At 65.6% G+C, this 26,275-nt stretch carries 18 protein-coding genes; 9 read left to right on the top strand and 9 right to left on the bottom strand.

The genetic code is table 11. The features are described 5' to 3' along the window. Positions 1-4 precede the first annotated feature (4 nt). Positions 5-913 (bottom strand): MBL fold metallo-hydrolase, encoded by a 909-nt coding sequence (locus ACOYYX_RS27995; protein ID WP_422925844.1) that lies wholly within the window; start codon positions 911-913, stop codon positions 5-7. Between the two features lie 275 nt (positions 914-1,188). On the opposite strand from ACOYYX_RS27995, the gene upp reads away from it, so the two are divergent. The 5 genes from upp (at position 1,189) to ACOYYX_RS27970 (ending at position 6,316) form a co-directional block, all read left to right on the top strand. Then, positions 1,189-1,818 (top strand): uracil phosphoribosyltransferase, encoded by a 630-nt coding sequence (upp, locus tag ACOYYX_RS27990; protein WP_422925842.1) that lies wholly within the window; start codon positions 1,189-1,191, stop codon positions 1,816-1,818. Positions 1,819-1,889: 71 nt separating this feature from the next. After that, complete coding sequence (locus tag ACOYYX_RS27985; protein WP_422925840.1) at positions 1,890-2,216, top strand: SdpI family protein; 327 nt, start codon at positions 1,890-1,892, stop codon at positions 2,214-2,216. Positions 2,217-2,586: 370 nt separating this feature from the next. After that, complete coding sequence (locus ACOYYX_RS27980) at positions 2,587-3,888, top strand: thymidine phosphorylase (protein WP_422925838.1); 1,302 nt, start codon at positions 2,587-2,589, stop codon at positions 3,886-3,888. A gap of 110 nt (positions 3,889-3,998) precedes the next feature. Further along, positions 3,999-5,477, top strand: a complete 1,479-nt coding sequence (locus ACOYYX_RS27975; RefSeq protein WP_422925836.1) for a NupC/NupG family nucleoside CNT transporter — start codon at positions 3,999-4,001, stop codon at positions 5,475-5,477. Then, entirely contained in the window at positions 5,474-6,316 is an 843-nt protein-coding gene (locus tag ACOYYX_RS27970) for a purine-nucleoside phosphorylase (RefSeq protein ID WP_422925834.1), read from the top strand. The genes ACOYYX_RS27975 and ACOYYX_RS27970 overlap by 4 nt, the downstream gene beginning before the upstream one ends. A 15-nt stretch (positions 6,317-6,331) precedes the next feature. Here ACOYYX_RS27970 and ACOYYX_RS27965 read toward each other — a convergent pair whose 3' ends face one another. The 4 genes from ACOYYX_RS27965 to ACOYYX_RS27950 form a co-directional block, all read right to left on the bottom strand. Then, complete coding sequence (locus tag ACOYYX_RS27965; RefSeq protein WP_422925832.1) at positions 6,332-7,696, bottom strand: (Fe-S)-binding protein; 1,365 nt, start codon at positions 7,694-7,696, stop codon at positions 6,332-6,334. A 139-nt stretch (positions 7,697-7,835) separates the two neighbouring features. After that, positions 7,836-9,089, bottom strand: coding sequence for an FAD-binding oxidoreductase (locus ACOYYX_RS27960; RefSeq protein WP_422925830.1), 1,254 nt, complete (start codon positions 9,087-9,089; stop codon positions 7,836-7,838). Then, positions 9,086-9,937, bottom strand: coding sequence for a hypothetical protein (locus ACOYYX_RS27955; RefSeq protein WP_422925828.1), 852 nt, complete (start codon positions 9,935-9,937; stop codon positions 9,086-9,088). The genes ACOYYX_RS27960 and ACOYYX_RS27955 overlap by 4 nt, the downstream gene beginning before the upstream one ends. A 232-nt stretch (positions 9,938-10,169) precedes the next feature. Then, entirely contained in the window at positions 10,170-11,630 is a 1,461-nt protein-coding gene (locus ACOYYX_RS27950; RefSeq protein ID WP_422925826.1) for an FAD-binding oxidoreductase, read from the bottom strand. A gap of 422 nt (positions 11,631-12,052) precedes the next feature. Here ACOYYX_RS27950 and ACOYYX_RS27945 point away from each other — a divergent pair, with 422 nt between their 5' ends. The 4 genes from ACOYYX_RS27945 to ACOYYX_RS27930 all read left to right on the top strand — a co-directional run bounded on the left by ACOYYX_RS27945 (position 12,053) and on the right by ACOYYX_RS27930 (position 20,825). Beyond that, on the top strand, positions 12,053-13,285 hold the full coding sequence (locus tag ACOYYX_RS27945; RefSeq protein ID WP_422925824.1) for a glycosyltransferase: 1,233 nt from the start codon (positions 12,053-12,055) through the stop codon (positions 13,283-13,285). A gap of 155 nt (positions 13,286-13,440) precedes the next feature. Beyond that, a complete protein-coding gene (locus tag ACOYYX_RS27940; protein WP_422925822.1) occupies positions 13,441-14,913 on the top strand; it encodes an Nramp family divalent metal transporter in 1,473 nt (490 codons plus the stop codon). A 172-nt stretch (positions 14,914-15,085) separates the two neighbouring features. Beyond that, positions 15,086-17,479 carry an efflux RND transporter permease subunit gene (locus ACOYYX_RS27935; protein WP_422925820.1) on the top strand — a complete coding sequence of 798 codons (2,394 nt, stop codon included), beginning with the start codon at positions 15,086-15,088 and terminating at the stop codon, positions 17,477-17,479. 157 nt (positions 17,480-17,636) lie between these two features. Continuing rightward, entirely contained in the window at positions 17,637-20,825 is a 3,189-nt protein-coding gene (locus ACOYYX_RS27930) for an amidohydrolase family protein (protein WP_422925818.1), read from the top strand. A 78-nt stretch (positions 20,826-20,903) separates the two neighbouring features. On the opposite strand, the gene ACOYYX_RS27925 is transcribed toward ACOYYX_RS27930, so the two are convergent. The 4 genes from ACOYYX_RS27925 to ACOYYX_RS27910 all read right to left on the bottom strand — a co-directional run bounded on the left by ACOYYX_RS27925 (position 20,904) and on the right by ACOYYX_RS27910 (position 26,085). After that, positions 20,904-21,776, bottom strand: a complete 873-nt coding sequence (locus tag ACOYYX_RS27925) for a ThuA domain-containing protein (protein ID WP_422925816.1) — start codon at positions 21,774-21,776, stop codon at positions 20,904-20,906. Positions 21,777-21,861: 85 nt separating this feature from the next. Continuing rightward, positions 21,862-23,076: a glycosyltransferase family 4 protein gene (locus tag ACOYYX_RS27920; protein ID WP_422925814.1), complete on the bottom strand. Its 1,215-nt coding sequence runs from the start codon at positions 23,074-23,076 to the stop codon at positions 21,862-21,864. A gap of 83 nt (positions 23,077-23,159) precedes the next feature. Beyond that, positions 23,160-23,837: an HAD family hydrolase gene (locus tag ACOYYX_RS27915; RefSeq protein WP_422925812.1), complete on the bottom strand. Its 678-nt coding sequence runs from the start codon at positions 23,835-23,837 to the stop codon at positions 23,160-23,162. 136 nt (positions 23,838-23,973) lie between these two features. Continuing rightward, on the bottom strand, positions 23,974-26,085 hold the full coding sequence (locus ACOYYX_RS27910) for a hypothetical protein (protein WP_422925810.1): 2,112 nt from the start codon (positions 26,083-26,085) through the stop codon (positions 23,974-23,976). Positions 26,086-26,275: the final 190 nt, after the last annotated feature.

Here is a 26,275-nt window from a genome sequence, read left to right as displayed (position 1 = left end):
GAGATCAGAACCCCAGGGTGAACGCTTCGAAGAGAGGCAGGGACGTGGCCTTGGGCTGACTCGGCACCGCCGACCGCCGACGCGAGGGCTCGAGCAGGATGTTGGGGTGGGGCGAACTCTGGCGAGCCGCGTGGACCGTGATGCGGCTCCCTTTGCCCCGCACGGCCCGACGCGCCACCTTCAAGGCCAGATCCGGATCGTTACATTGTTGGCTCAGGTGTAATAGCACCACATGTCGGACGGAATTGCGGGCCGATCGGTCGAGCACGGCCTCGATGAAGTCGGCCCCCTGTTCGTTCGACAGGTGCCCTCGATCGCCGAGGTTGCGGGCGATCAGCGAGCGGTGCCGGGGCGACCGGAGCTGCATCTCCACATCGTGGTTGAACTCGACGCCCAGCAGATCGACCTCCGTCAGCGTATCCACCATCTGACTCGACCAGCTCCCCGTGTCGGCGAGGTAACCGAGGGCGACGGACCGGGTCCTGGGTTTGAGCTTCGCCTCGATCCGAAAGCCGTAGGTCGGGCCGCCGTCGTGCCGGAGCTCGACGGGCTCGACCCGCAGGCCGGTCGGGGTGAGTAGTGGCCTCTCATCATAGTGCCGGATGAGGCCGGCTTCCGCCAGTGCCTGGAAGCCCGAGCGATGGCTAAGGCCCCGGATGTGCCCCTCGTGGCAATAGAGCGGGATCCTGCCCTTCGCCATCCGCATGAGGCTGTCGTTGGAAAGGTGGTCGCCGTGGGTATGAGTCAGGAAGGCTGAACTGATTCGCTCCCAGGAAGATCCGACGCTCTCGAGTCGCTTCGCGATGGCGCGCGGGCCCAGCCCGAAGTCGATCAGCGTCCCGGTCCCACCGACCTGCACGAGGGAGGAATTCCCCTGCGAGCCGCTGGCGAGAACGGAGAATTGGAGCGGCATCGCGGCCTACCTTCCTCGGGTCCCATCACCGGACTCGATTCCAATTCGAGCCTAACTCAATGTACGTCAGTGGAGTTGTGTCGGCAAGACGGGCTCTCCTTCCGTTCCTTATCTTCCGCAAAAATTGCAGGATCAGGAACCTTGGAACCCACCTCGGTTCGGGTACGATCTGTGAAATATCGGACACCCGTCTCATGTAAAGTCGTGACGGATAAGGCGATTGGATCCGAACAGTGCTCGTCTGTTCCTCAAACGTCTCCCGAGAGGAGTTTCCGTTGTCGCTGGTCTTCCCATCCAGGCATCCCCTCGTCCAGCACCACACCGCCGCCCTCCGGGATGCGAGCACGACGCCCCCTGAATTCCGCAGGCTTGTGCGCATCCTGGCCTCGATGCTGGCGCAGGAGGCGACCGCCGACCTGAAGTCGAGCCAGGCCGAGGTGATGACCCCCCTGGCGAGTTGCCCCGTAAATAAGGTCTCCGAGATCATCGGCATCGTGCCGATCCTTCGAGCGGGGCTCGGCATGGTCGACGGGATCCTGGAGCTCATCCCGCACGCTGAAATCTGGCACGTCGGGCTCTACCGAGATGAGCAGACGCTCAAGCCAATGGAGTATTATCGCCGTCTCCCCTCGAACTCGAAAATCAGCGTCGCCCTGCTCGTCGACCCGATGCTGGCCACGGGAGGCTCGGCCCTGCACGCCTGCCAGATCCTCAAGGAGGTGGGCATCACGCGGATCAAGCTGATCTCACTGATCGCCGCCCCCGAGGGCATCAAGCTCCTGAGCGACGCCATGCCCGACGTGGCGATCCACGTCGGTGCCGTCGACGACCATCTCAACGAGCATGGCTACATCGTCCCAGGCCTCGGCGACGCCGGCGATCGCCAATTCGCCACGTCTCACTGATGACTCATCGCGCGACGCCGACTGGTTTGCGCCGGATCCTTGGCCGGAAGGGGAGTCGCGTGGAGCAACTCATGACGATCATCCTGGTCCTCTACGTGGCCTCGGGCCTGCTCCTGGTCGCCCTCTCCATCCCCTTGATCCGGCGCAAGGTTGCACCAAACCCTCTGTACGGTTTCAGGGTCCAGAAGACGCTCTCGGACCGCGCGATCTGGTATGAATCCAACGCGTACGCCGGCAAATGTCTCCTGGTCACCGGCGTCGTGACGATCGCGACCTGCACCATCCTCTATCCCTTTCCCATCAATGTGCTCGCCTACACCTGGATCTGCCTGGCGGTCATGATGGGCGGCATGATGGCGAGCGTCGTCCTGAGCTTTCGTTTCCTCGCGAAGCTTTGAATTCCACGCGTTGAGACACCGTGTCGTGCTCGTGATGGATGACCTCTGGCCCACATTAACCTCGTCAAGTGTCTCCTCGCTCCATGAAATGATCACTCGATTCGGAGGACCGCTTATGAATCTCGATCAGGACCGTGGACTTGGGACCGACGCACGATTCACGAAATCATCACATTGAATACCCATGATTCTGACCGGTCCCCTCCATTTCCAGCGCCGGTTCGATAGGCTACCGTAATATCAGGGGCCGATAGTTTTCGTTCGAACTTCAGGGCGAGGGTTCGCCAGCCCTGGTAAAGATCAGGCTGGGTCGGGATTGGGCGGAGCGGCCGGACGATGATGGCCGCTCGACAACGGGAGATCTCGCGTCATGCGCGCCGTGGATATCATCCGCAAGAAACGTGAAGGGCGGGAGCTCACGAAGGCCGAGATCGACCGCATGGTCGAGGGGATCGCCACGCACGAGATCCCCGACTACCAATGGTCGGCGCTGCTGATGGCGGTCATCTGGCGAGGTATGAACGAGGCGGAGATCGTCGCGCTGACGGACGCGATGATGCGTTCCGGATCGATCGTCGACCTCTCCGAAACTCCCGGCCTCAAGGTCGACAAGCACAGCACCGGGGGCGTCGGGGACAAGACATCCTTGATCCTGGCTCCGATCGCCGCGGCGGTCGGCGTGCCGGTGCCGATGGTCTCCGGCCGGGGCCTCGGGCATGCGGGGGGCACGCTCGATAAACTGGATTCGATCCCAGGCTTCCGCACCAACCTGGATCTCGCGGAGTATCGCTCGGTGCTCCACGAGTGCGGCCTCGTCCTGATCGGGCAGACGGCCGAGATTGCGCCGGCGGACAAGCATCTGTATGCCCTCCGAGACGCCACGGCGACGGTCGAGTCGATCCCCCTGATATCGGCCTCGATCATGTCCAAGAAGCTGGCCGAGGGCATCGACGGCCTGGTCCTCGACGTCAAGACGGGGAACGGGGCCTACATCGAACGCCTGGAGGACTCCAGGATCCTGGCCCAGACGATGTGCAACATCGGTCGGGACCTCGGGAAGCGTGTCCAGGCTCTGATCACCCGGATGGATCAGCCGCTGGGGAAGGCCGTTGGGAACGCCGTGGAGGTCACCGAATCGGTGGCCTGCCTCCGAGGAGAGGGTCCGGCCGACCTGGTCGACCTCTCCGTCGAGTTGGCCGCCGAGATGGTGGTCATGGCCGAACTCGCGGGGCATGTCGAAGAGGCGAGACACCGTTGCCGCAAGGTGATCGCGGACGGCTCGGCCCTCGAGAAATTCCGGAAGGTCGTCGAGGTACAGGGGGGAGATCCTCGCGTCATCGACGACCCGTCACGCCTGGCCCAGGCCAGGATCAAGCACCAGATCCCTGCTCCTTGCTCCGGATACGTGCAGTCGCTCAAAGCACGCCCGATCGGTCACGCGTCGATGCTGCTGGGGGCCGGCCGGCACCGCGTCGACTCCGTGATCGACCCGGCCGTCGGGGTGATCCTCCATCGCAAGACGGGCGACGTCGTGGAGAAGGGGGAGCCTCTCTGCACGGTCCTCATCAACGACGAGTCGCACCGGGAAGGCGCCGTGGAACTGATCCGCAACGCCTACCTCATCGGCGACTTCGAGCCCCCGCGCGAGCCGCTCGTCGTCGAACGAATCTGAGGGGGCTCCCTGGGAATTCCCCGTCGGCCGTGGATACACTCTCCGGGCCTCTCCACGATCGCGCCCCTCGCTCGCACCCCGAGACTCCAGGTCTAGGAGCCCCTCACGCGATGAAACGGCCGGTACGTCCCATCTTGTGGCTCCTCCTGGGCCTCTGGTTCCCCGCAAGCGCCGGGGCGGCACCAACTCCCGCGCCATCGGCCGTCGAGCGTCAGGCGGATCCGAAAAAGCCGGGGGCCGCCGGCGCGGCGAAAGGTGAGGAGTCCCCGAAGCCGCAGGTGGAGATTCAGCGGGTCGACAAGATCGAGGTCAACGAGATCTACGAGTTCGAGCTCGGCGGTCGGAAACTCTCGCTACGGATGCCGGACGACGAACAGTCGCAACGTATCTTCGACCGAGTCCGATGCGGGTTCGGAATCTTGATCATACTTGGAATCGCCGGGGCGATGTCGAGCCATCCCCAGATGGTCTCGCGTCGGGTCGTCTTCTGGGGGCTGGTGCTCCAGTGGATCTTCGCGCTCCTGGTCCTCCGGGTCCCGGCGGGCGAGGCGGTCCTGAGGCACACGGGCAAGGCGGTGGAGAGGGTACTGGCCTGCTCCGATAAGGGGGCCGAGTTCGTCTTCGGCAGCCAGCTCACGAGGTCGGACGGCCCCGCGGGGTTCGTCTTCGCCTTCCGCGTCCTGCCCGCGGTGATCTTCGTGGCGGCCTTGTTTGCCTCGCTGTATCACATCGGCATCATGCAATGGGTCGTGCGCGGAATCGGCTGGATCATGGTGCGGATCATGGGGACCAGCGGCGCCGAGTCGTTGAACATCGCGGCCTCACTCTTCCTCGGCCAGACCGAGGCACCCTTGACGATCCGCCCCTATCTCGCCAGGCTGACGAATTCCGAACTGCTAACCGTGATGACCTCGGGCATGGCGCACGTCTCGGGGGGCGTGATGGTAGCGTACTTCGCGGCCGGGATCGAGCCCCGCCACATCCTCACCGCCGTCATCATGACGGCTCCCGGGACCATCCTGCTCTCGAAGATCATGGTCCCCGAGACCGAACGGCCCGAGACCCTCGGCACGGTAAGCACGACCGACGAACGTCCCGACGCCAACCTGCTCGATGCCGTCTCGAGAGGGACTCGCGACGGGCTGCACCTCGCGCTCAACATCGGCGCGATGCTCATCGCGTTCATCAGCATCATCTCGCTGATCAACCTCGGCCTGGCGCAGGTCCACCAATCGCTCGAGTCGTTGCTGGGGACCGTCCTCGCCCCCGTGGCCTACATGCTGGGCGTCCCCTGGGCCGACGCGGCCGAGGTCGGCGGCCTGCTCGGCACGCGGACGGTGTTGAACGAGTTGATCGCCTTCACCGAGCTCGGGACCTTGAAATCGCAGATCACCCCGCGCTCGTTCACGATCGCCACTTATGCCTTGTGCGGGTTCGCGAACCTCAGCTCGATCGGCATCCAACTTGGCGGGATCGGTACGCTGGCCCCCGAACGTCGCGCCGACCTGGCTCGTCTCGGCTTCCGGGCGCTCGTGGCCGGTACGCTCGCCAACTTCCTCTCGGCCTGCATCGCGGGGATCCTTCTATGACGAACCAAGCCTCGATCTACGAGCGGGCCCACGAATGCGCGGAGGCCATCCGCAAGTCGGTGCCCGAGCTGCCGAAGACGGCCGTCGTGCTCGGCTCCGGCCTCGGCAAGCTCGTGGAGGACTATCCCGACCGCCTGGCGATCCCTTATGCCGACCTGCCGCACTTCCCGAAGCCGACGGTCGAGGGCCACGCCGGGAACATGGTCTTCGTGGCGACCCCCAAGGTCAGAGCGATCTTCCTCCAGGGTCGTTTCCACTACTACGAGGGGCACGAGCTCGAATCGGTGACGTTCCCGATCCGGGTGCTCCAGTGCCTCGGCGTGAAGACGCTCATCCTGACCGCGGCGACGGGGGGGATCCGCCCCTCGCATTATCCAGGGATGCTCGTCTGCCTTTCGGATCACATCAACATGCTTGGAGTGAACCCGCTCCGGGGCCCGTATGATTCGAAGCTGGGGATCAGGTTCCCCGACATGACCTCGGTCTATTGTTCGAAGCTCCAGTCCCTCGCGCACGACGAGGCCCACCGCCAGCGACTCCCCCTGGCGGCGGGCGTCTATGCATGTCTGCCGGGGCCGAGCTACGAGACCCCCTCGGAGATCCGCATGCTGCGGACCCTGGGGGCCGACGTCGTGGGCATGTCGACCGTGCCCGAGGCCATCGTGGCACGGCACGCCGGGATGGACGTGCTCGGCTTCGCGCTCGTGACGAACGCGGCGGCCGGGATCTCGGAGAACCCGATCAGCCACGAGGAAGTCCTCGAGGCCGGCAAGGAAGCGACGCCGAAGCTCGGCAAGCTGATTGACGGGGTCATCCGCCGCCTCGACTCCTCGGAGTGAGGCGGCAGCCAGTCATCAGGCCTTGGGGGCCTTGCCGCGATAGGCCTGGTCGAGCAGGTCGACGGGGTGGGCGACCTGCATGGGGCTCCCGGCTTCCTTGAGCTGGCGGGCGATCTGGAGGATGCAGCCGACGTTGCCGGTGGCGACCGTATCGGCCCCCGTCGCTTGCAGATGCTGGGCCTTGCGGCGGCCGAGTCGCTGCGACATCTCGGGCTGCGTGAGGTTGTACGTCCCCGCCGCGCCGCAGCAGATCTCGCTCTCCTCGAGCGGCTTGAGCTCGAGGCCCGGGATCAGGGAGAGCAACTGCCTCGGCTGCGATCGGATCTGCTGGCCGTGGCAGAGGTGGCAGGCGTCGTGATATGTCACCGTCTGGGGCAGGGGGTTCGTCGGCGCGATCGGGCCGAGGGCGACGAGGAACTCGGAGATGTCCTTGACCTTGGCCGAGAACCGTTCGCCCGCCTCGTGGTCGGCCTTGGGCAGCAGGTGGCCGTATTCCTTGAGCATCGCCCCGCAGCCGGCGGCGTTGACGATGATGGCGTCGAACTCGTCGGGCTTGAACGCCTCCATGTTCTTGCGGGCGAGTTCGACCGCGGGCTCCTCGGCTCCCGAGTGATAGTGGATCGCGCCGCAGCAGGCCTGACTGCGGGGGATGACGACCTCGCAGCCGTTCTGCTGGAGGACGCGGGCGGTCGCTGCATTCGTCTCAGGGAACATCGCGTCGGCGACGCAGCCGAGGAAGAGGCCGACCCTCGCCCGCTTGGGCCCGATCGGCGGCAAGGTCTCGGGCAGCTTGCTGAAGCCCGTCCCCTTCAGGCGAGGCAGCATGGCCTGGAGCCGCCGCAGGGTCGGGGGGAGCAGCTTCGTCAGGCCGACCTTCTCGGTCCAGTCGATCAGACCGAAACGCTGGAGGATGCGGGCAGGGGCCAAGGCGAGCTTGACCCGGCTCGCGTAGGGGAAGAGGTGGTGGAGGATCAGCTTCTGCAGGAGGCTCGACTTGGAGCCCGGGACGTCCTTGGCCGAGCGTTCCATGGCGACCTTGAAGGGCTCGATGATCCGGCCATACTTCACGCCCGAGGGGCAGGCCGACTCGCACGCCCGACAGTCGAGGCAGAGCTCGAGGTGGTTGCGGACCTCCGGGCTGAGGCCGAGCCGGCCGTCGGCCACGGCACGCATCAGGTAGATCCGCCCTCGGGGGCTGTCGTTCTCGTTGCGGGTCTCGATGTACGTGGGACAGCTCGCCGTGCAGAGCCCGCAGTGGACGCACTCCTGGTAGAGGCGATACTCGATCTTGCTCGAGAGCCAATCCAGGTCGACCATTCGTGCCGGCGAGGGGTCAGCCTGTTCCTTGTCCGACGCTGTTGCCGCGGTCGCGATGGCCATGAGGAGGAGATCCCAAGAGTCTCTCCGATGATCGTCGATGGATCGGCCTGCGCCTAACCCCTCCTCGAAAGGGAGAGGCTCGGCGCCTTTCAGCATCCTCGGCTCATCGGGCGGTGAACAATGGTCTGGCAGGACAGTGTTAAATTGTACCGACGAATCGCCCCGGATTCATGATCGCTTTGGGGTCGAGGGACTGTTTCAGGCGTTCCATCAGGCCCCAGTCGCCCCTCGGCTCGCCCCAGACCTTCAAGCTTGGCTTCCATTCGGCCGGGCAGCGTGACAGGATCAGGTTCCCGCCGTCTCGGACGGCCCTGGCACGCCAATAATCGATGTCTCGCTTGAACGCCTCCCGGTCCCGGCTCGTCAAGGCGTGGGCCCGGACGATGCCGTTGCCGGCGTGAGCCTGCACGGCCCAGTGCTCGGGGTCGAGGCCCGCGACGAACTCGGCGACGCTGGATCTGCGGAGATTGGCCACGAAGCTGACGGGGCCGAGTTCCTCCGACTGGAATGCGGTCAGGGCCAACCAGAGGGACTCGGAGTCGTTCTGCCGCTTCGTTGCGAAGTCGATCCCGACCAGCTCGTCCTTGAGGCGTTCCAGCGACCAGGCAACCGCCGCGTCGTTGTCCTCGAAACCGAGGACGAGCACGCAATCCCCCTGGGGCATCCCGAGCGCTCCGCCGACCTGCATCGCCCCGCCCCGGTTGAGCACATCGAGGGCGATCGGCCTCGTCCCGGACGTGTTCAGGGCCTCGAGGATCGACTCGAGCCGATCGGGCGAGGGGATCGGTGCCCAGACGAGCGCGGAGGCCTCGGGCATGGGACGGACCGCGAGGGTCATGTGGCTGATGATGCCGAGCGTCCCCATCGAGCCGGTGATCAGCTTGGGGAAGTCGTAGCCGGCGACATTCTTGACGACCCGCCCGCCTCCCTTGACGACCTCGCCGTCAGACGTGACGAACCCAACCCCTATGATCTGATCGCGGGGCGAGCCGGCCCCGTAGCGCCTGGAGCCGTTGGCGTTCGTCGCGTAGATCCCGCCGAGCGTGGCCCGCTCGGGGTGAGGGGCGTCGATCAGGAGCCGCTGCCGCTGCTCGCGCAGGACCTGGCTCAGGCTGGCGATGGTGATCCCCGCCTCCAAGGTGATCGTCATGTCGGCGGCCGGATAGTCGATGACGCGGTTCAGGCCGCGGGTGTCGACCGCCACGCCGGGCGAGCGTGGGGTCCCGCCATAATCGAGCGCCGTGCCTCCGCCCTGGGGATAGAGCGCCCGGCCTTCGGCGGCCCGCCTGGTCACGACCTCTCTCAGCGCATCGATCGATTCGGGACGCTCGGTGGCCTCGGCGAACAGGCCATCGCCGAGCCGGGTTCCGGCCGGTTGCACAGACTCACTCACCGAGGATTCTCCCTGGATTCGTCTGGGGAAGAGTAGCGAATGTCCTGGCCCGAGAGGATGCGTTCGACGGCCTCCTGCACGGCCCTGAGGGCCTCGATGGTCCAGGGGTCGAAGGCACCCGGCCATGCATCGGTATGGAGGATCTGCCCTTCATACGCGAGCCGATGGAGCGCGAAGATGATCCTGCGGTCGAGGGTCCAGGCCTCGCGAGACTCGGCCTCGAGCAGTTGCAGGGCACGGGCAAGGTCGGCGACCTCATTCACGGAAACCGACTGGCCCCGGCGCAGGCAGGGGAGGAAGGCGAGCGGGTCGTCATACTCGAGCCCCGCATGTCTCAGGACGACGCTCTCGGCCTCGCTCAGGGCGTCGCTCGATCTTTCAATCGGCGTGAGCACGACAGGATCCCCCTTGGGAGCCGGCTTGGGCTCGAACAGGGAGGGCTCACCCTCGGGCTCTTCGGCGGCTTCGGCCGTTGACTCTTCCAACGCGGGCTGATCGGGCGTGTTGCGCCCCTTGGTCTCGACGAGGGCGCTCCACTCCGCCAGATATTCGGGGTCGTCTGCGATCGCCTGGAGCCCTTTGAGCAGACCTTGCCGGGCTGCGATCTCCGAGGCCTCGACGCGTTGCCGCTCCCCCTCGATCGCGTCGAACAGGAGCTTGGCGCAGAACTCCTGGACGGTGTCGACCTCGGCCTTGGCGGCCTGGATCTCGGCGGCGTCGAGGATGTACGAGGGCAAGTACACGGTGAGCCGCTGCGGCTCATGGCTCGTGTCGGGCAGCTTGTGCTCGCCGAACCGGAAGACCTGGGGAAGTCGCCGCCATCGCGAGTGTTCGTTTCGCTTGGCCAAAGCGCTTCGCCTCCAACTAGCGGGTCCAAGGTCGAGACCGAGGTCATGGCGACGTCGGTTCGGTGGGTGGGGGATTCGAGGAGCCTTGGCTGCGGCACGTTCCCGGCCGACTCCTGGCCCTCGGCCGGTGCCGTTCGACCTCCGGCCCAGGCAACAGGCTAATCGAGAATCGCGGGCACCGCTAGCCGAGTGCCAGCCGCAAGCCTGGCGTGAGGTCCAATTTGCGCGATGCTCAGGCCGATGCCCGGTGGCCCGGCTTGCTCTTCTCGATGCAGCCGCCGCCGACCGGGAGCATCTTGTCGGGGCTGCAGCGGTTCTCGGGATTGAACGTCTGGCGGATTGCCACCATGGCGGCGAGGTCGGCCGGCGTGAAGAGCTTGGGCATGAACTCCATCTTCTCGACGCCGATCCCGTGCTCGCCCGTCACGCTCCCGCCGACGTTGACGCATTCCTCGAGGATCTCGTGGCTCGCCTGGAGCACGCGTTCGACCTGCTCGGGGTCGCGCTCGTCGAAGAGGAGGATCGGGTGGATGTTCCCGTCCCCTGCGTGGAAGACGTTGGCAATCCGGATGTTATAGCGTTCCCCAACCGCCGTGATGAAGCGGAGGATGTGGGGGAGCTTGGTCCTGGGCACGACACCGTCCTGCGTGCAGAAGGTCGGGCTGAGTCGACCGATAGCTCCGAAGGCCGACTTGCGGCTCTTCCAGATGGCGACGTACTCGGGCTCCTTGCGCGTCCGCCAGGTGATCGACTTGTCGACGGTGCCCCCCTTGCTGTGGACGATCTCGGCGATCGCCTGGGCCTCGCGATCGAGTCCCGCGTCGAGGCCGTCGACCTCGATGATCAGGACCGCCCCGGCGTCGGTGGGGAAGCCGAAGCGGAATGCCTTCTCGATCGCCTGGATCATGAGCGTGTCGAGCATCTCGAGAGCCGCGGGCACGATTCCGGCGGCGATGATGCCGCTGACCGTCTCTGTCGCCGAGTCGACGCTGTCGAAGACGCCCAGCAGCGTCCGACCGGCCTCGGGGTCGCGGGTCAGGCCGACCGTCACTTTGGTCACGATCCCGAAAGTCCCCTCATTCCCGACGATCAGGCCGGTGAGGTCGTAGCCTGGGTTCTCTTCGGTGACGCCACCCGTATTCACGATCGAGCCGTCGGGGAGGACGAGTTCGACGCCCCGGACGTGGTTGACCGTCACGCCGTATTTGAGGGTATGCGGCCCGCCCGAGTTCGTGGCGACGTTCCCGCCGATGGTGCAGGCCCCCTGGCTCGAAGGGTCGGGGGCGTAGTGAAACCCGGTACCCCCCAGCGCCCGCGTCAGCCAGACGTTGACGACCCCCGGCTCGACGATCGCATAACGATCCCTCGTGTTGATCTCGAGGATTTTTGTCATGCGAGTCAGGCAGATCATGACCCCGCCGCCGACTGCCAGGGTCCCCCCCGCCAGGCTCGTCCCGGCGCCCCTGGGGACGAACGGGATCTTGTAGGCGTTGCAGATCTTCACGATGGCGACGACATGCTCGGTCGAGGTCGGGAAGACGACAACGTCCGGGATGTTCTTCTCGATCACGTAGCCGTCGCACTCGTACACGACGAGTTCATCGTGGTGATGGATGAGGTTCTCCTCGCCCACGATGGCGGTCAGCTCGGTCAGGAATTGCTTGGCGACGGATGAGGTCAAAGCGCTGGTCATGAGTCGAGCCGTTCCACCTGTGACCCGAGGGAGGAGCCGAGGCATGTTTGGGGGGACGATGCGTCTAGCCTATCACCATCCTGCCCTAACCGCCACGTCGGAGCCCGACACATGCCTTGAACTCACCCAATGCAAACGCCTGGGATCCGGCCTCCGGGTCACCCGCGGTTGCTGTGCGCGAGGGCCTGAAACCGGGCGCAGGCGGCCTCGCCAGGCCGACTTGCCCGATTCGGCGATCTCGGGTAGGGTTCGCAACGTCCCATCGTGATCTGCACCCCCTTTGTGAACCCGGAGGCGACTTTCTACCGATGAAACCTCGGTGATCGTGCGCGCACTCTTCCCCGCGCCGACGCAGGAAGCGATCGCAAAGCCTTCCGGGATCCGATGGGAGGACCACCCCTGACTCGAACGAGGAGGCCGGCATGGATGCCAGCGTCCAGAGTGCTACCACACGGTCGGTCCGCGCATCATCCTCGCGTCTCTCAGGGCTCCGCGTCGCGTTGGTCCACGACTGGCTGACGGGCATGCGCGGCGGCGAGAAGTGCCTCGAGGTCCTCTGCCAGGCCTTCCCCGACGCGACCCTGCACACCCTGATCCATCGCAAGGGGGCCTTGAGCCCCACCATCGAAGCGATGAAGATCAAGACGTCCCACCTCCAGCGCATCCCCGGGGTCCTGCAGCACTACCGCAAGCTGCTCCCCCTGATGCCCCTCGCCGCGCGCAGCTGGAAGATCAAGGACGCGGACATCGTCATCAGCCTGAGCCATTGCGTGGCCAAGGCCGTGCGTCCTCCTCGGGGCGTGCCGCACGTCTGCTACTGCTTCACCCCCATGCGCTACGCCTGGCAAGGGCGCGACGCCTACCTCGACGACTGGCGCGATCGCCCCCTGAAGCGGGCCGCGGCCGGGATCATCCTGAACCAGATGCGACGCTGGGATCTGAAGACGTCGAGCCGGGTGAGCCACTTCATCTCGATCTCCGAGACGATCAAACGCCGGATCACCGACTTCTACGGTCGCGACAGCCGGGTCATCTACCCGCCCGTCGACACGGCCTACTACACGCCCGACGACGGCCCACGCAACAACGCCTACCTCTGCGTCTCGGCCCTCGTGCCCTACAAGCGGCTCGAGCAGGCGATCGCTGCCTGTACGCAGTCGGGCCGGGAGTTGATCATCATCGGCAAGGGGACGGAGGAGCGTCGGCTCCAGTCCCTCGCCGGGCCGACGGTCAAATTCCTCGGCTGGCAGCCGGACGACGTGATCCGAGAGCATTATCGACGATGCCGGGCGCTCATCTTCCCGGGGAACGAGGATTTCGGCATCGTCCCGATCGAGGCCCTCGCCTGCGGGATGCCCGTGATCGCGTTGGGGCAGGGGGGAGTGGCCGAGACTATCGACGACCAGGTCGGCCGAACCTATCCCGAGCAGACGACGGAATGTCTCCTGGGTGCATTGAATGCCTGGGAAGCGGCGGGATGCCCCTATGACATCGAGGTCGCACGGCAACGCGCCGAGAGCCTCTCGCTCCCGATCTACCGGGAGCGGCTCCTGGGGATGCTGAACGAGGTCCTCTACGGACCGAGTTCCGGCACGGTCCCCCCGGCGCCGCACGTTGCGCTGCCCCGGCCCTCGAGCGTCGACGAGCCGCGATAAACCTTGCTCGACGAGCAAATTCGGAGGAGAGAGGCGCCCGGGAAAGCCGCCTGTCCCGGGCGCCAGATGTTTGAAACTGGATCTCGCCCCCCTTACGATGTCCGGTTTCGTGCTTTGGACCTCGTAACTCTCCCCAAGGCGGACTCGCGCGGCGCATGAACAATTCGACCGAAAACGACCCTTACGCGTTGCCAGACGACGCGATCAAGGAACCCCCGCGCACGTTCTTCCAGGCGATCCGGCAGATCGGCCCCGGCCTCATCCTGGCGGCCTCGATCGTCGGGACCGGCGAGCTCATCAATACAACCGGCCTCGGTGCCAAGGCCGGCTTCACGCTGCTCTGGCTAATCCTCTTGAGCTGCGTGATCAAGGTCTTCGTTCAGGTGGAGCTGGGTCGCTACGCGATCACCCACGGCAAGACCTCGCTGGCCGCCTTCGACACGGTGCCTGGGCCTCGCCTGGGTGCTTCCTGGATCTGCTGGCTCTGGCTCTTCATGACCCTGGCCACGCAGGCGCAGATCGCCGCGATGGAAGGGGCGGTCGGCCAGGCGGCGCACATGGCCTTCCCGAATGCCTCGAACGCCGTGGCCCATGCTGCCGGCAAGCTCGGGACCGGCTGGGACACGTTCCTCGCCACGAGGCAGGAATACTTCTGGGCGACCCTGACAACCGTGGCGGCGATCGCCCTCTTGCTCTCGGGCGGTTACAAGCGGCTCGAGCGGATCACGACGATCCTGGTCGGCCTGGTCACGGCTTTCACGGTCAGCAGCGTGGTCATCTTGCAGTGGACCAAGTTCCACATCACGGTCGCGGACCTGGAGAAGGGGCTGACCTTCGCCGTCCCGCCGGTGGCGATCGCCCTGGCCTTCTCAGCGTTCGGGATCACCGGCGTGGGGGCCTCTGAGCTCTTCGCCTATCCCTATTGGTGCATCGAGAAAGGCTACGCCCGCTCGACCGGCAAGCGGTCCCCGGATGATGCCTGGGTCCATCGGGCCAAGGGCTGGATCCGCGTGATGCAGCTCGACGCCTGGTTCAGCATGATCGTGTTCACCGTGGCGACGGTCGCCTTCTATCTCCTCGGCGCGGCGGTCCTGCACCCGCAAGGGCTGGATCCGAAGGGGCCGGACATGGTCCCCACCCTCTCCCGGATGTACATCCAACCGCTGGAAGGGACCTCGCTTGCATCGTTGCGAGGCTTGACGCACGTCGGCTTCCTCCTGGGTGCCTGGGCCGTGCTGTTCAAGACCCTCTATGTCGCCACGGCCGCGAATAGCCGGCTCACTGCCGACTTCCTCAACCTCACGGGGTTCTGGCGGCAGGAAACGCCGAAAGAGCGTGAGGCCGCCGTGAGGGCCTTCTGCGTCATCTACCCCTTGCTGGCTCTCGGCCTCTATTTCGCCTTCCGAGAACCCCAGGCCCTAATCAAGATCGGCGGGACGGCGCAAGGGCTGATGCTCCCACTCATCACCGGAGCAACGCTCTACCTGAAACAACGTGACTCGGACAAGCGGGTTGCGCCCGCGTTTCTGAGCGACGTCTTGACCTGGCTCGCGTTCTTCGCGATTAGTGGTGTCGCGGGCTACAGCATGTTCGACCTCTTGAAGAAGTCGTTCGCCGGCGCTCACTGACAGAAATCCCAGAGCGGGGAGGGGCGATCCAGGCCTCTCTCACTTATGGCCGCCGGCCCGGTCGACACCGAGTCCTGGCGGCCCTCCCGTCCCCCATCGGCCCGGAATGGATTCCGACGCCGGGGGATGGAACCGGTGCGCGGCACCCTTGACGGAGTGAAATCAATCGACCGTGATCGGAATTTTGCTACGCGCTCGCTACATCTCGTTCGCACTCGTCGTCGGCGCCCTGGTCCTCCTGGCCATCTATGGCAAGAGGGTCAGCTACGAGCAGTCGATCAAGTCCTTCTTCGCGGATGACGACCCGGTTATGGGGGCCTACCAGGCCGCGGCGAAGACCTTCGGCGACGACAACTTCATCTTCGTCGCCTACGAGGATCCCGAGCTCCTCACCGCGGAGGGCATGGACCGCGTGGCCGAGTTGGCCCGTGAGGTCGGCCCCAAGCAGATTGACAGCGTCCTGCGCGTCGAGTCGATCGATTCCATGCCGCTTCTCTGGATGGTGGACGACGTCCTCCTGACGCTCGACCGCCTGCCATCGATCGCCCGCAACCTGGCCCTGCGCACCGCGAGGGGTAACCTCAAGAACCTCGACTCCCGTTCGAATTCGATGATGGTGGGGGGAGCGGTCCGCTCAGCCAACGCTGAGGGGCGCGAAGCCCTCAAGGCTCGCCTCGTGCGGCATCCGCTCTTCCGCGGCACCGTGATCGACGAGTCTGGCACGACGACGGCGGTCGTCGTCCGCCTGACCAAGACCGCCGAACATGACGTGAGGCGGACGGTGGCCTTGCTCCGCGAGAAGGCCGACGCCTTCGGCGAGCGCCACAAGCTCGGCCGCCCCGCGCTCGTCGGCCCGCCCGTCCTCCTGGCCGACGGATTCACGAGCATCGAGGTCGACGGCCGACGCCTCGCCGTCGTGGGGATGATCCTGATCGCCCTCGTGACCCTCTCCGCGGTGCGGAGCCTCTGGTGGGCACTCGTCCCGATGCTCTCGGGATGGGTCGTCTGGCTCGCGACCGAGACGACCCTGGCGACGTTCGACCTCAAACTCTCGCTCTCGGGGGGACCGCTCGTCGCCCAGATCATCGTCCTGACGATGCCCGCCGCCAGCCACCTGGCGATCCATTTCCGCGACGATCGCCGGCACGAGGCCGACCCCAGGCGCGCCGCCAGGAGCACGCTCGCCGCGGTCTCGATGCCGATCTTCTGGTGCGCGGTGACTGGGGCGATCGGGTACGGGGCGCTCGTCACGAGCGACGTGGTACCGATCAAGCAGTTCGGCGCGATCCTCGGCACGTGCACGCTGCTCGCCGCGGTCCTGGTGATGCTGCTCTCTCCGATCGCGATGCTCCCGCCCATCCCGCTCGAGATCTCCGTCCGCCACGGCTCGAATTCGTGGGTCGCCGCCGCGATGAACCGGCTGATCGAGCGAGTGTATCGCCACCCGGGCATCATCATCGCCGTCGTCTTCGTGATCGTGCTGCCGCTCTCGGCGGGGCTCTTCAAGCTTAAATATGAGTCCAACTACATCAACCTCTTCCGCGCCAACACGCGAGTCGTGAAGGATTACCACCGCGTGGAATCGCGGCTGGGCGGGATCGGGGTCGTCGAGTTGATCTTGCCCTTCGAAGGGAAGATCGACGTCGGTTCCCTCCAGAAGCTCCAGTCTCTGGGGACGGAGGTCTCCAAGGAGGAGGGGGTCTCGCACGTCATCTCGCTCGCCACGGTGCTCGACCCCGACGGCCGGATCGCCGCCCTTCCGCCGGATTCGGCCACGCGCACGCTCCAGGCCAAGCTGGAACTGATCGCCGCCTCGGCTCAGGCGGACTTGCTGAAAGGCTTCTGGAATGAGGAGAGCCACGAGTCTCGCGTGCTCGTCCGGCTCCTGGAGCAGCAACCGGCTCCGCGCAAGGCGGCGATTTTTGACGTCGCCACGCGCGAGGCCCAGGAGCGCTTCGGGCCCAAGGCGTCCCTGACCGGACTGTCTTACCTGATGACGAAGACGGTGGAGTCCGTCATCGTCACCCAGTGGAATACGTTCATGTGGTCGGTGCTGGGCATCCTGCTCATGCTGACGATCGCGCTCCGGGGGCCGGTGCTGGCGGCCCTCGCGCTCTTCCCGACGCTCCTGGCCGTCGCGCTCGTGCTGGGCCTGATGGGCTGGCTCGGGATCAAGCTGGATATGGCCACGGCACTGGTGGCGAGCGTCGCGCTCGGGCTCTGCGTCGACGACACGTTCCATTGCCTGCTGCTCTTCCACCGGGAGAGGCTCACACGGCCATTCGAGGTCAGCCTGTTCGACAGCTACTCGATCACCGGGCCAGGCGTGCTGCTCTCGAGCCTGGCCGTCGCTGTTGGTTTCGCGGCGCTATGGTTCAGCGAGTTCGCCCCCTTCGCCAACTTCGGGGCGATGGTCGGCATCGCGACGGCGGGCAGTACGTTGGGCAACCTCATCCTCCTCCCGGCCTGCTTGACCCTGGGCGAGCGGCTCCGCGCCCGTCGGTCGACCGGAGCGAAGCCCCAACCCCTCGTGACCGAAGTCAAACCTGGGCAGCCAGCGACCTGACGGAACCTCCAAAGCCAGCAATCAAAGGCATGACCCCTCGGTTCTCGATTTTTTCGAACCCAGGGGTCATGAGCCTGACGCTCTGTGCCCCATGCAAGTTACCCTGGAGCATCGAGCATCGAACTCGCCCGGCAAGAGGGAGGAGAGGGAACGCAGCATGAGAATCTCAGGTCTTCTCGCTTTCACACTCGCATGCTTCCTCAGCGCCCTGATCGCGGCCGAGCCGGCGGCGAACAAGAAGTCGGAGCCCGCCGAGGTCTTCCTCGACAACGGCCTGATCGTCGACGGGACCGGGGGCCCTTCGAAGCGAGGCGACGTGGCCCTGAAGGGGGATCGGATCGTCGCCGTCGGCGACCTCAAGCCGGGCCCGAATGCGAAGGTCATCGACGCCTCAAAATGGGTCATCGCCCCCGGTTTCATCGACCTGCATTCCCACTCCGACCCCGGCATGAGCAAATCGGCCCTGAAAGGGAATCTGAACTATCAGGCCCAGGGGGTGACCACAGTCGTCACGGGCAATTGCGGAGGCGGGGTCGTCGACGTCGCCAAATATCTCGACGCGATCGACGCCAATGGCGCGGGCACGAACGTCATCCACCTCATCCCCCACGGCGCCGTGCGCTCGGCCGTGATGGGTAACGAGGAGCGAATCCCCACGCCCCAAGAGCTCGACCGGATGGCCGAGATCGTGGAGCGCGGCATGAAGGCCGGAGCCTGGGGGATCTCGAGCGGCCTGATCTACGTCCCGAGCCGATACGCCCAGGTGCACGAACTGGCAGCCCTCTCGAGAGTCGTGAAAAAGTACGGTGGCTTTTATGCGAGCCACATCCGCGACGAGAGTGCCGGTTTGCTCGGCTCCATCGACGAGGCCCTGGCCGTCGGTCGCGAGGCCGGGGTCCCCGTGCATATTTCACACCTGAAGGTGACGGGGCGAGCCAATTGGGGCCTGACGAAGCAGGCGTGCGAGAAGATCGCCGAGGCCCGCGCGGCGGGCGTGGCGGTCTCCGCCGACCAGTATCCTTACGTCGCCTCGAGCACACAGCTCGGCGCCATGGTCGTGCCCCACTGGGCGATGCAGGGGGGCACGGAGGGCTTCGCCCGCATCGAGGCCGACCCCGCCAAGGCCGCCGAGTTGCGTCGCGAGATCGAGGCCGAGTTGAAGGAGCGCGACGGCGGGGCCTCGGTCCGGATCGCCCGCTATCAGCAGAGGCCGGATCGCGTCGGCCTCGATCTCGTCACCATCGCACGCAACGAGGCGACGACGCCCCTCGAGGTCGTCCTCGACATCCAGCGCCACGGCGGGGCGCAGGCGATCAGTTTCGGGATGAGCGAGGACGACGTGCGCCAGGTCATGAAGAGTGACTTCGTCGCGACCGCCTCCGACGGCTCAACCCATCAGCCGGGCGGCGGCGACCGACCCCATCCCAGGGCCTACGGGACCTTCCCTCGCAAGTTCCGCTACGCACTCGACGACAAGATCATCAGCCTGGAACAGGCCGTGCGATCCTGCTCGGGGCTGCCGGCCGAAATCCTCCACCTACCCGATCGCGGGACGATCCGACCCGGGGCCGTTGCGGACCTCGTCGTCTTCGACCCCAAGACCTTCCGCGACGCGGCCACGTTCGAGCATCCGACGCGGTACGCAACGGGCGTCGCCTATCTGTTCGTCAACGGCGTGGCCGTCATCGCCGACGGCAAGTCGCAGAAGGTCTACCCCGGCAAATCTCTCCGCCTCAATCGCGACGGCCCGGCCGATCAGATCCTCTCATTCAAGAGGATCTGGACGGGGGACAAGGAGAACCCCTGGGCCGAGGCCATCGCCACGCGTGGGAGTGTCATCGCGGCGGTCGGCTCGAAGGCGGATATCGAGCACTTCCGCGGCCCCAACACGCGGAACATCGAACGCCCCGATGCATTCGCCACGCCGGGGATCATCGACGCACACGGCCACATCACGGACCTCGGCGGCGAACTCGATGAGATCAACCTCCGGGGCGTGAATAGCGTCGAGAAGGTCGTCGAGCATGTCCAGGCCTGGATGGCCGCGCATCCCGGCGATTCCTGGGTCATCGGCCGCAACTGGGACCAGAGCCTCTGGCCTGGCGGTGAGTTCCCCACCTCCGCCCCCCTCGACAAGATCTCCGCCACACGCCCGATCTGGCTCACGAGGGTCGACGGCCACGCCGGCTGGGCCAATGCCGAGGCGTTGAAGCGAGGCGGCATCAACCGCGAGGCCAAGGCCCCTTCGGGCGGGCAGATCCTTCTCGGCAAGGACGGAGAGCCGACGGGGGTCATGATCGATGCCGCGATGGACATGGTCAGCCGGAAAATCCCGCCCACCTCGAAGGGGGATCTCAAGCGGCAGATCCTGGCGGCGCAAGCTCTCATCTTCAAGGAAGGGGTCACGGGGGTCCACGACGCAGGGGTCTCGGCGACCAAGGCCGAGGCCTATCGCGAGTTGGATCGCGCCGGGACCTTGAAACTGCGGGTCTACGGCATGGCCTCGCCCCCCGAAGGGGGGGAAGTCAAACTCGCGAGTCACAGCCCGATTCATCCCAGGCCGAACGCAAGGTTCCAGCTCCGGGCGATCAAGCTTTTCATCGATGGTGCGATGGGATCGCGAGGCGGACTGCTTTACGAGGACTACAGCGACGACCCCGGCAACAAGGGTTTGCTCCTGATCGATCCCCAGAAGCTCGAAGACGTCTCGGTCGCGGCCCTGAAGCATGGCTGGCAGATCGCGACTCATGCCATCGGTGACCGCGGGAATGCGCTGGTGCTCGACGCCTTCGAGGCCGCGTTCAAGGCGGTCCCCAACGCGAAGGATCCAAGATTCCGGGTCGAGCATGCCCAGGTCGTGCGTCCTGAGGATGTGGCTCGGTTCGCAAAGTCGGGGATCATCGCATCGATGCAACCCTCGCACGCGATCGACGACATGCGCTGGGCCGATGCCCGCCTCGGACCCGAGCGAGTCAAGGGGGCCTATGCCTGGCGATGGTTCCTCGACGGCAAGGTGCCGGTCGCCTTCGGGTCCGATTTCCCGGTCGAGGTCGTGAATCCCTTCTACGGGATCTATGCCGCACTGACCCGCGAGGACGAGTCGGGCCAGCCTTCGGGGGGCTGGCATCCTGACCAGAAGATGTCGCTCGAGGAGACGCTCACGGCCTTCACCGCAGGGGCCTCGTACGCGTCGTTCACCGAGAAGGAGGTCGGCATCCTGAAGCCCGGGTTTCAGGCGGATCTGACCGTCGTCGACCGCGACCTCTTCAACGTGAGCCCGCTCGAGGTGCTCAAGGCCAAGGCCGTGATGACGATCGTGGGAGGCGAGGTCGTTTTCGAGAAGTGAAATAGTATGCAAAAAAGCACGAAAGCCCCGGCCCGATGAATCGAGCCGGGGCTTTCGCAATGTTTAATCTCGACCCGTTTACTTGCCGAGCGTCTTGTAGCCCGGCGTCGCCTTGCTGATGTTGGGCTCGATGTTGACCTCGACCTTGCCGGTGGCCCAGTTGAGGGCGCCGAGGAGAAGGCCCTGGTAGAGGGGGTTGGCCCAGACGTCTTCGCGGTGGCCCATCGAGGTGTAGAAGACGCGACCCTTGCCGTAGGCGCGGGCCCAGGTTTCGGGGAAATTGGGGCGGTCGTACATGAGCCCCGTCATCCCCTTGGTGTCGTGGGCGAGGATGACGTGTAGGTCGTCGGCGAGGTTCTTCTGCGCGTACCACTCGTCGTTGATCTCGAACGAGGTGCCGAAGGCCTTGGCCCCCGGGAACTCGGGGTCGATCACGTCGATCTTGGCGACCTGCTGGGCGCCGTGGATGATGAACTCGCCGCCGATCATGTCGATATAAGGGTCGATGCCATCCGGGCCACTGTGGAAGGTGTCGGTGGCGCAGTGCATCCCGATAAAGCCTTTGCCGTCGCGGATGGCGTCGAGCAAGGCCTTCTTGCCGTCCTTCGACATCGGCGGGGTCTTATCGGAGCCGGGCTCGGTCAGGACGCCCGTCGTCTGAAAGGCGAAGGCATCCCACTCGCCGATCTTGTCGGGGTCGAAGAGGCGGCCGTCCTTCGAGGCGACGACCTCGAAGCCGTGCTCCTTGCCGAGCTCGGTCAGGATCCGCTCGGCGTGAGCCAGCTTGTCGCCTTCGCGGGCGATGACCGAGTGCTGGAAGGTGCAGCTCTTGGTGAAGAAGAGGACTTTCTTCGTGGCTCCCTTGTCGGCGGCCAGGACGCGGTTCAAGGTCCCGGTCCCCAGCAGGCCGACGCCTGCGGCCAAGAGCATCTCGCGGCGAGTCATTCCCATGGCATGTCGCTCCTCTTTGATCGGCGGAGTGGACCGTTGAACCCGGCTCAACACATCGTCCGGGCAGGTCTCGGTGACACGAATACTACCGGTCGCGGGCGGCAGGCGACACGGAAAAATTCTCACCGCTCCGTTCCAGGATCCGGGCATAGACCCGTTCCATGCCCTCGAGGGTAACCTCGGGGCCGCACTGGGCTTCGATCAAGGCGCGGGCCGCCCGACGCTGCCGCTCCTGGAGCGCGGGGTCGCGCAGGAGTGCAACCGTGCGATCGATCAGGCCGGCATCGTCCTCGGCCAGGCCGACCTCGACGCCGTCCTGCACCTCGAGGCCTTCCACCCCCTCGCTGGTCGTCACGACCGGCACCCCGAAGGCCATCGCCTCCTGGATCTTGATCTTCATCCCGCTCCCCCGGCTCGGGGCGTAGACAAGCACGCTCGCCCGCTCGAAGTAGGGCTGGATGTCCGGGACGTTCTCCTCGATCGTGACGTCGGTGAGGTTGAGGTACTCGGCGAGCTTGGCACGCGCGGACCATCCCACGATCTCGAGCTTCGCCCCGGGCACGCGCTCCTTGATCGACGGCCAGAGCCGCTTCAGCATCCGGATTGCCGCCGAGTAGCTCGGCGCCCAGCCCATCGTCCCGATCAGGGTGACTATGGGGGTCGTCGAGCGTCGATCCTCGGGGATGAACGGGTAGAGCGAGCTATCGAGGCCGAGCGGCACGGACGAGACGTCGGCCTTCGGGTTCCACTCGCGGATCAAGGGTTCGAGCCGCGACGAGACCGTGCGGAAGTGCCGCAGCTTGCGGATGAGCCGTCGCTCGGTCCTGAGCAAGAGAGCCTGCCCGAACGATTCGGAGAGCGTGTCCGGCTTCCTCTCGCCCAGGTCGATCGCGGAGAGATAGTGGACGCTGACCAGCGCCTTGTCGACGTTGTCCAGCGCGAGCCAGCCGCCCCAGAGCTGCTCGAGGTGGAGGATGTCGAACCCCTCGGCGAGACGACGATTGAAATCAGCCTTCATGTCGTCGCCGAACATATACGAATAAGGCTTCCGGAACGTCTCCAGCTTCGAGAGCAGGCCCGAACGCTCGGGGAACGGATAGAGCCTCAGGTCGTACTGGGTCGAGGGGAAGAGGTCACGCGCCTTGGCGATGTCTTCGGGCTTGCTGCAGACGGCATAGGCCGTCACCGAGTGGCCCCGAGCCACGAGCCCCTTGAGCAGGACATAGAACCAGCGCGCCGCCGCGTTGCCGAAGGGAAGGGGGGGTTCGAGCATGACCAGCACGATCCGAAGCGGTCGCATAGGGGCTCCCCAACACTCCGAGGGTGTCCAACCGGTGGCTAGTCCGCTGGGACCTGGATCGAGGTGTCTAGATTTGTCGAGGCTCAGGGCTGACGCAGTCGCTCGACCAAGGCCGGCACGTCGTAACCCGCGAGGGTCTCGACGACATCATCGGCCCCGGCGTCCCAGAGGGCCGCGGCCGGGTGGCTCGAGGTGACGCCGACGGCCCGCATGCCCGCAGCCTTCGCCGCCTTGATCCCGACGAGCGCGTCCTCGAAGACGACGGCGTGCTTCGGCTCGACGCCCGCCTTCTCGGCGGCGACGAGGAAGACCTGCGGGTCGGGCTTGCCGCGCTGGATGTCCTCGAGCGAGGCGATCGACGTGAAATGCTGGCCGAGGCCGCACGACTCGATCGTCAGGTCGAGGTTGGGACGCACCGCGCTCGAGCCGATAGCGAGCAGCACACCGGCCGAGACGAGATTCTCGAAGAGCTCGTTCACTCCGTCCATGAGCGTGATCTTGCCCTGGGCCATGTCGCGATAGCAGGCTTCCTTGAGGCCCGCGAGGCGGTCTCCCTCCTCGGGGAGGTAGGCGTCGCCCATCAACCTGGCGAGAATGGCCGGGTTGGTCATCCCGAACGTCTCGTGGATGAACTCAGCCGTGATCGGCAGGCCGGCGCGACGGCCGAGCTCGACCCACGCGTCCTGGTGGAAGGCGAGCGAATCGACCATGACACCATCGTGATCGAAGATCGCGAGCAGGCGAGGACCGGCGTGGGACACGGGCAGTTCCTTGGCGGACCGGCGAGGCGGGCTCAAATGACGCGAGGCCCGGACTTTTTCAGTCCGGGCCTCGGGATTTTACATCACGGTGGCTGGCTTGTCAGCGTGCCAGCACGCTCAGCTCAACTGTCAAGGATCAAGGATTCGCGGTCGGCGACGGCGGTGGCCCGTTGCCGGTGCGGAGCAGGTTCACCCGGATCCAGCCCGACGGATCGAGCGAGGAGACTTCCTTGATGGTGACGCCGCGGAGCTCGAGGTTCTTGAAGGGGATGTCGACCGGCTGACCCTGGATCTTGTTGCGGAGCACGTTCAGCACGAGGTTCCGGGTCAGGACCGGCATCGGGACGGGCTTGGTCTCGTCGTCGTTGAGCGAGAAGACCTTGGCGTCCTTGTCGAACTCGAACCCTTCGATCCGGCCGGTGAGGCGGAGCGGGTTGGTGCCGTCGGGCGGCGTGACCTTGAAGGAGATCACGATCTCGGCGCTGGGGGAGCTGATCCGGTAGACCTTGGCCTTGGGCCCGAAGAGGCCACCGCGGGCCGCCTGGGGCGGGGCGGGGACTTCGATCTCGAAGCCGTGGACCAGGACAACCAGGTGGCCGGCCGCATCGGCGTCGACGTCGGGGCTGCGGTCGGGCCGCTTGACCCGGATCGCCAGGACGTTCGGATCGTTGGCCTGCTCGGCCTCGACGACGGCCTTGAGGAAGGTCGGGTAGTCGATGTTCTGCGAGATCGACACCTTATCGCCGGGCGGTGCATCCGGGCTGACCTTGCGGGTCACGACCATCAGGTTCTTCACGTCGCGAACCGGTTCCGTTTGCAGATAGCCGCGGAGCAGGCTCGTCACGATCGAGCTGAGGTGCAGGTCCGCGGAGATGCCGGGGGCCGGGACCGAGAACCTCGCGGGCTGCGGGGCGTAGGCGCCGACCTGGTTCGGGCCCCCCTTGAAGCGGAAGGTCCCGCCGACATAGGCCGCCTCGGGGCGCGACTGGAGGCTCAGCTCCGTGATCTGGTAGTTGAGGATCGAGAGGGTCCTGTTACCGACCAGGAACTTGGAGAATTCGACGTTCTTCTGGGCCTGGGCCGCGGCGATGCGCTCGCCGCCGAGCTCGGCCGCTTCCTTCACCACGTTGTCCTTGATCCGGGGCTCGGCCCCTTCCTTCACCTTCTGCGTGATCTTTTCCTGGTTCAGGCCGATCGCCGCGGCGATGCAGCGACCGAGGGCCCCGCTCGCCTGCGGGAACGAGTTGATGATCACGTTGATGTTGTGCGAGTACTGCGGGTTCAGGTGCAGCCCATCGGGGCCGATCACCGCGATGACTGTGATCTCGGATGTGTCCTGGGTCGTGGCCGTGAAGTAGTAGAGCTTGGCGGCACGCTTGCCCTGCTCGTCGGCCTCGATCTGCTGCTGGAAGTCGGTGATCGGGGTCTCGCTGAAGGAGATCTGCTTGTTGTAGAAGGAGATCCCCTCGCCGCTCGGCAAGAGTCCGAAGCCCGTCTTGGGGCCGGCGGTCACCTGCGAGACGTAGCCCTTGCGATAGATCGGCCCCGTCTCGACGAGGTTGTTCGAGAGGAAGGGGGTCACCGTCGCCAGGTCTGCCGAGACGTCGAGGTTCGTCCGGTTGAAGTGATCGTTGATCGCGTTCTGGAGCTCGAGGGAGGGAACCCAGGGGCGAGTCTGGTTCTTGCCCTGGAGGGTCGTCAGTACCCCGTAGATCCTCTCGAGGGCGTCGAAGCGGCCGGCGACCGTCGTGGCGGCGTCATAACGACGCAAGGCGCCGGCGACGTCTTCCTTGGCGAATTCGATCCAGCGCTGGCGATTCTTCAGGACCTCGGCATCGCTGGTGAGCTGCAGCCCGTTGACCGAGTCCACGAGCCGGCGGCCGGCCCAGGCCAGGCGGACGCGGGGTCGCAGCCAGGTCCGGAGTTCCTCGCGAAGCTCGAGGGCGGGCTTCCAGGGGACGGACCCCAGCGAGTTCGACATCTGGTAGATCTGGTTCAACGCGACGAGTTGCGCGTTGTCATCACCCGCCTTCGCGAAGGCGGACAACTCTCGCGAGAGAGCATCGAAGAACTGATTCCAACCCGGGGCGTTGGCATAGGCCGGGACGCCTGGCTTGGACCATTCCGCGCGGATCTCTTCGATCCTCTGCTCGATCGAGCGATAGCTCGGCGCCGCGGGTGCGGCCCCCATCGCGATCGCGACACCAATCCATGTCACGATCGCCGTCTTGATACCTGCGGCACGCATGGACCCCTCCGACAAGTTGCACTTCAGGTGGTGATGGATCTCACCCTAGAAGATCTATCGCTACTACACCAGTCTACCTTGACGGCAAATATTCTCCAAACTTCTGAAATCACTTTGTTTACCGAAATCATCAAAAACTCCGAATTTCCCCAAAATACCCATTGTAACACCTGCTTCGGAGGAGGGGAGA

It is taken from the genome of Singulisphaera chitinilytica (assembly GCF_049331405.1).
Lineage (GTDB): Bacteria > Planctomycetota > Planctomycetia > Isosphaerales > Isosphaeraceae > PoT.
This window is presented reverse-complemented; position numbering and strand designations above follow the sequence as displayed.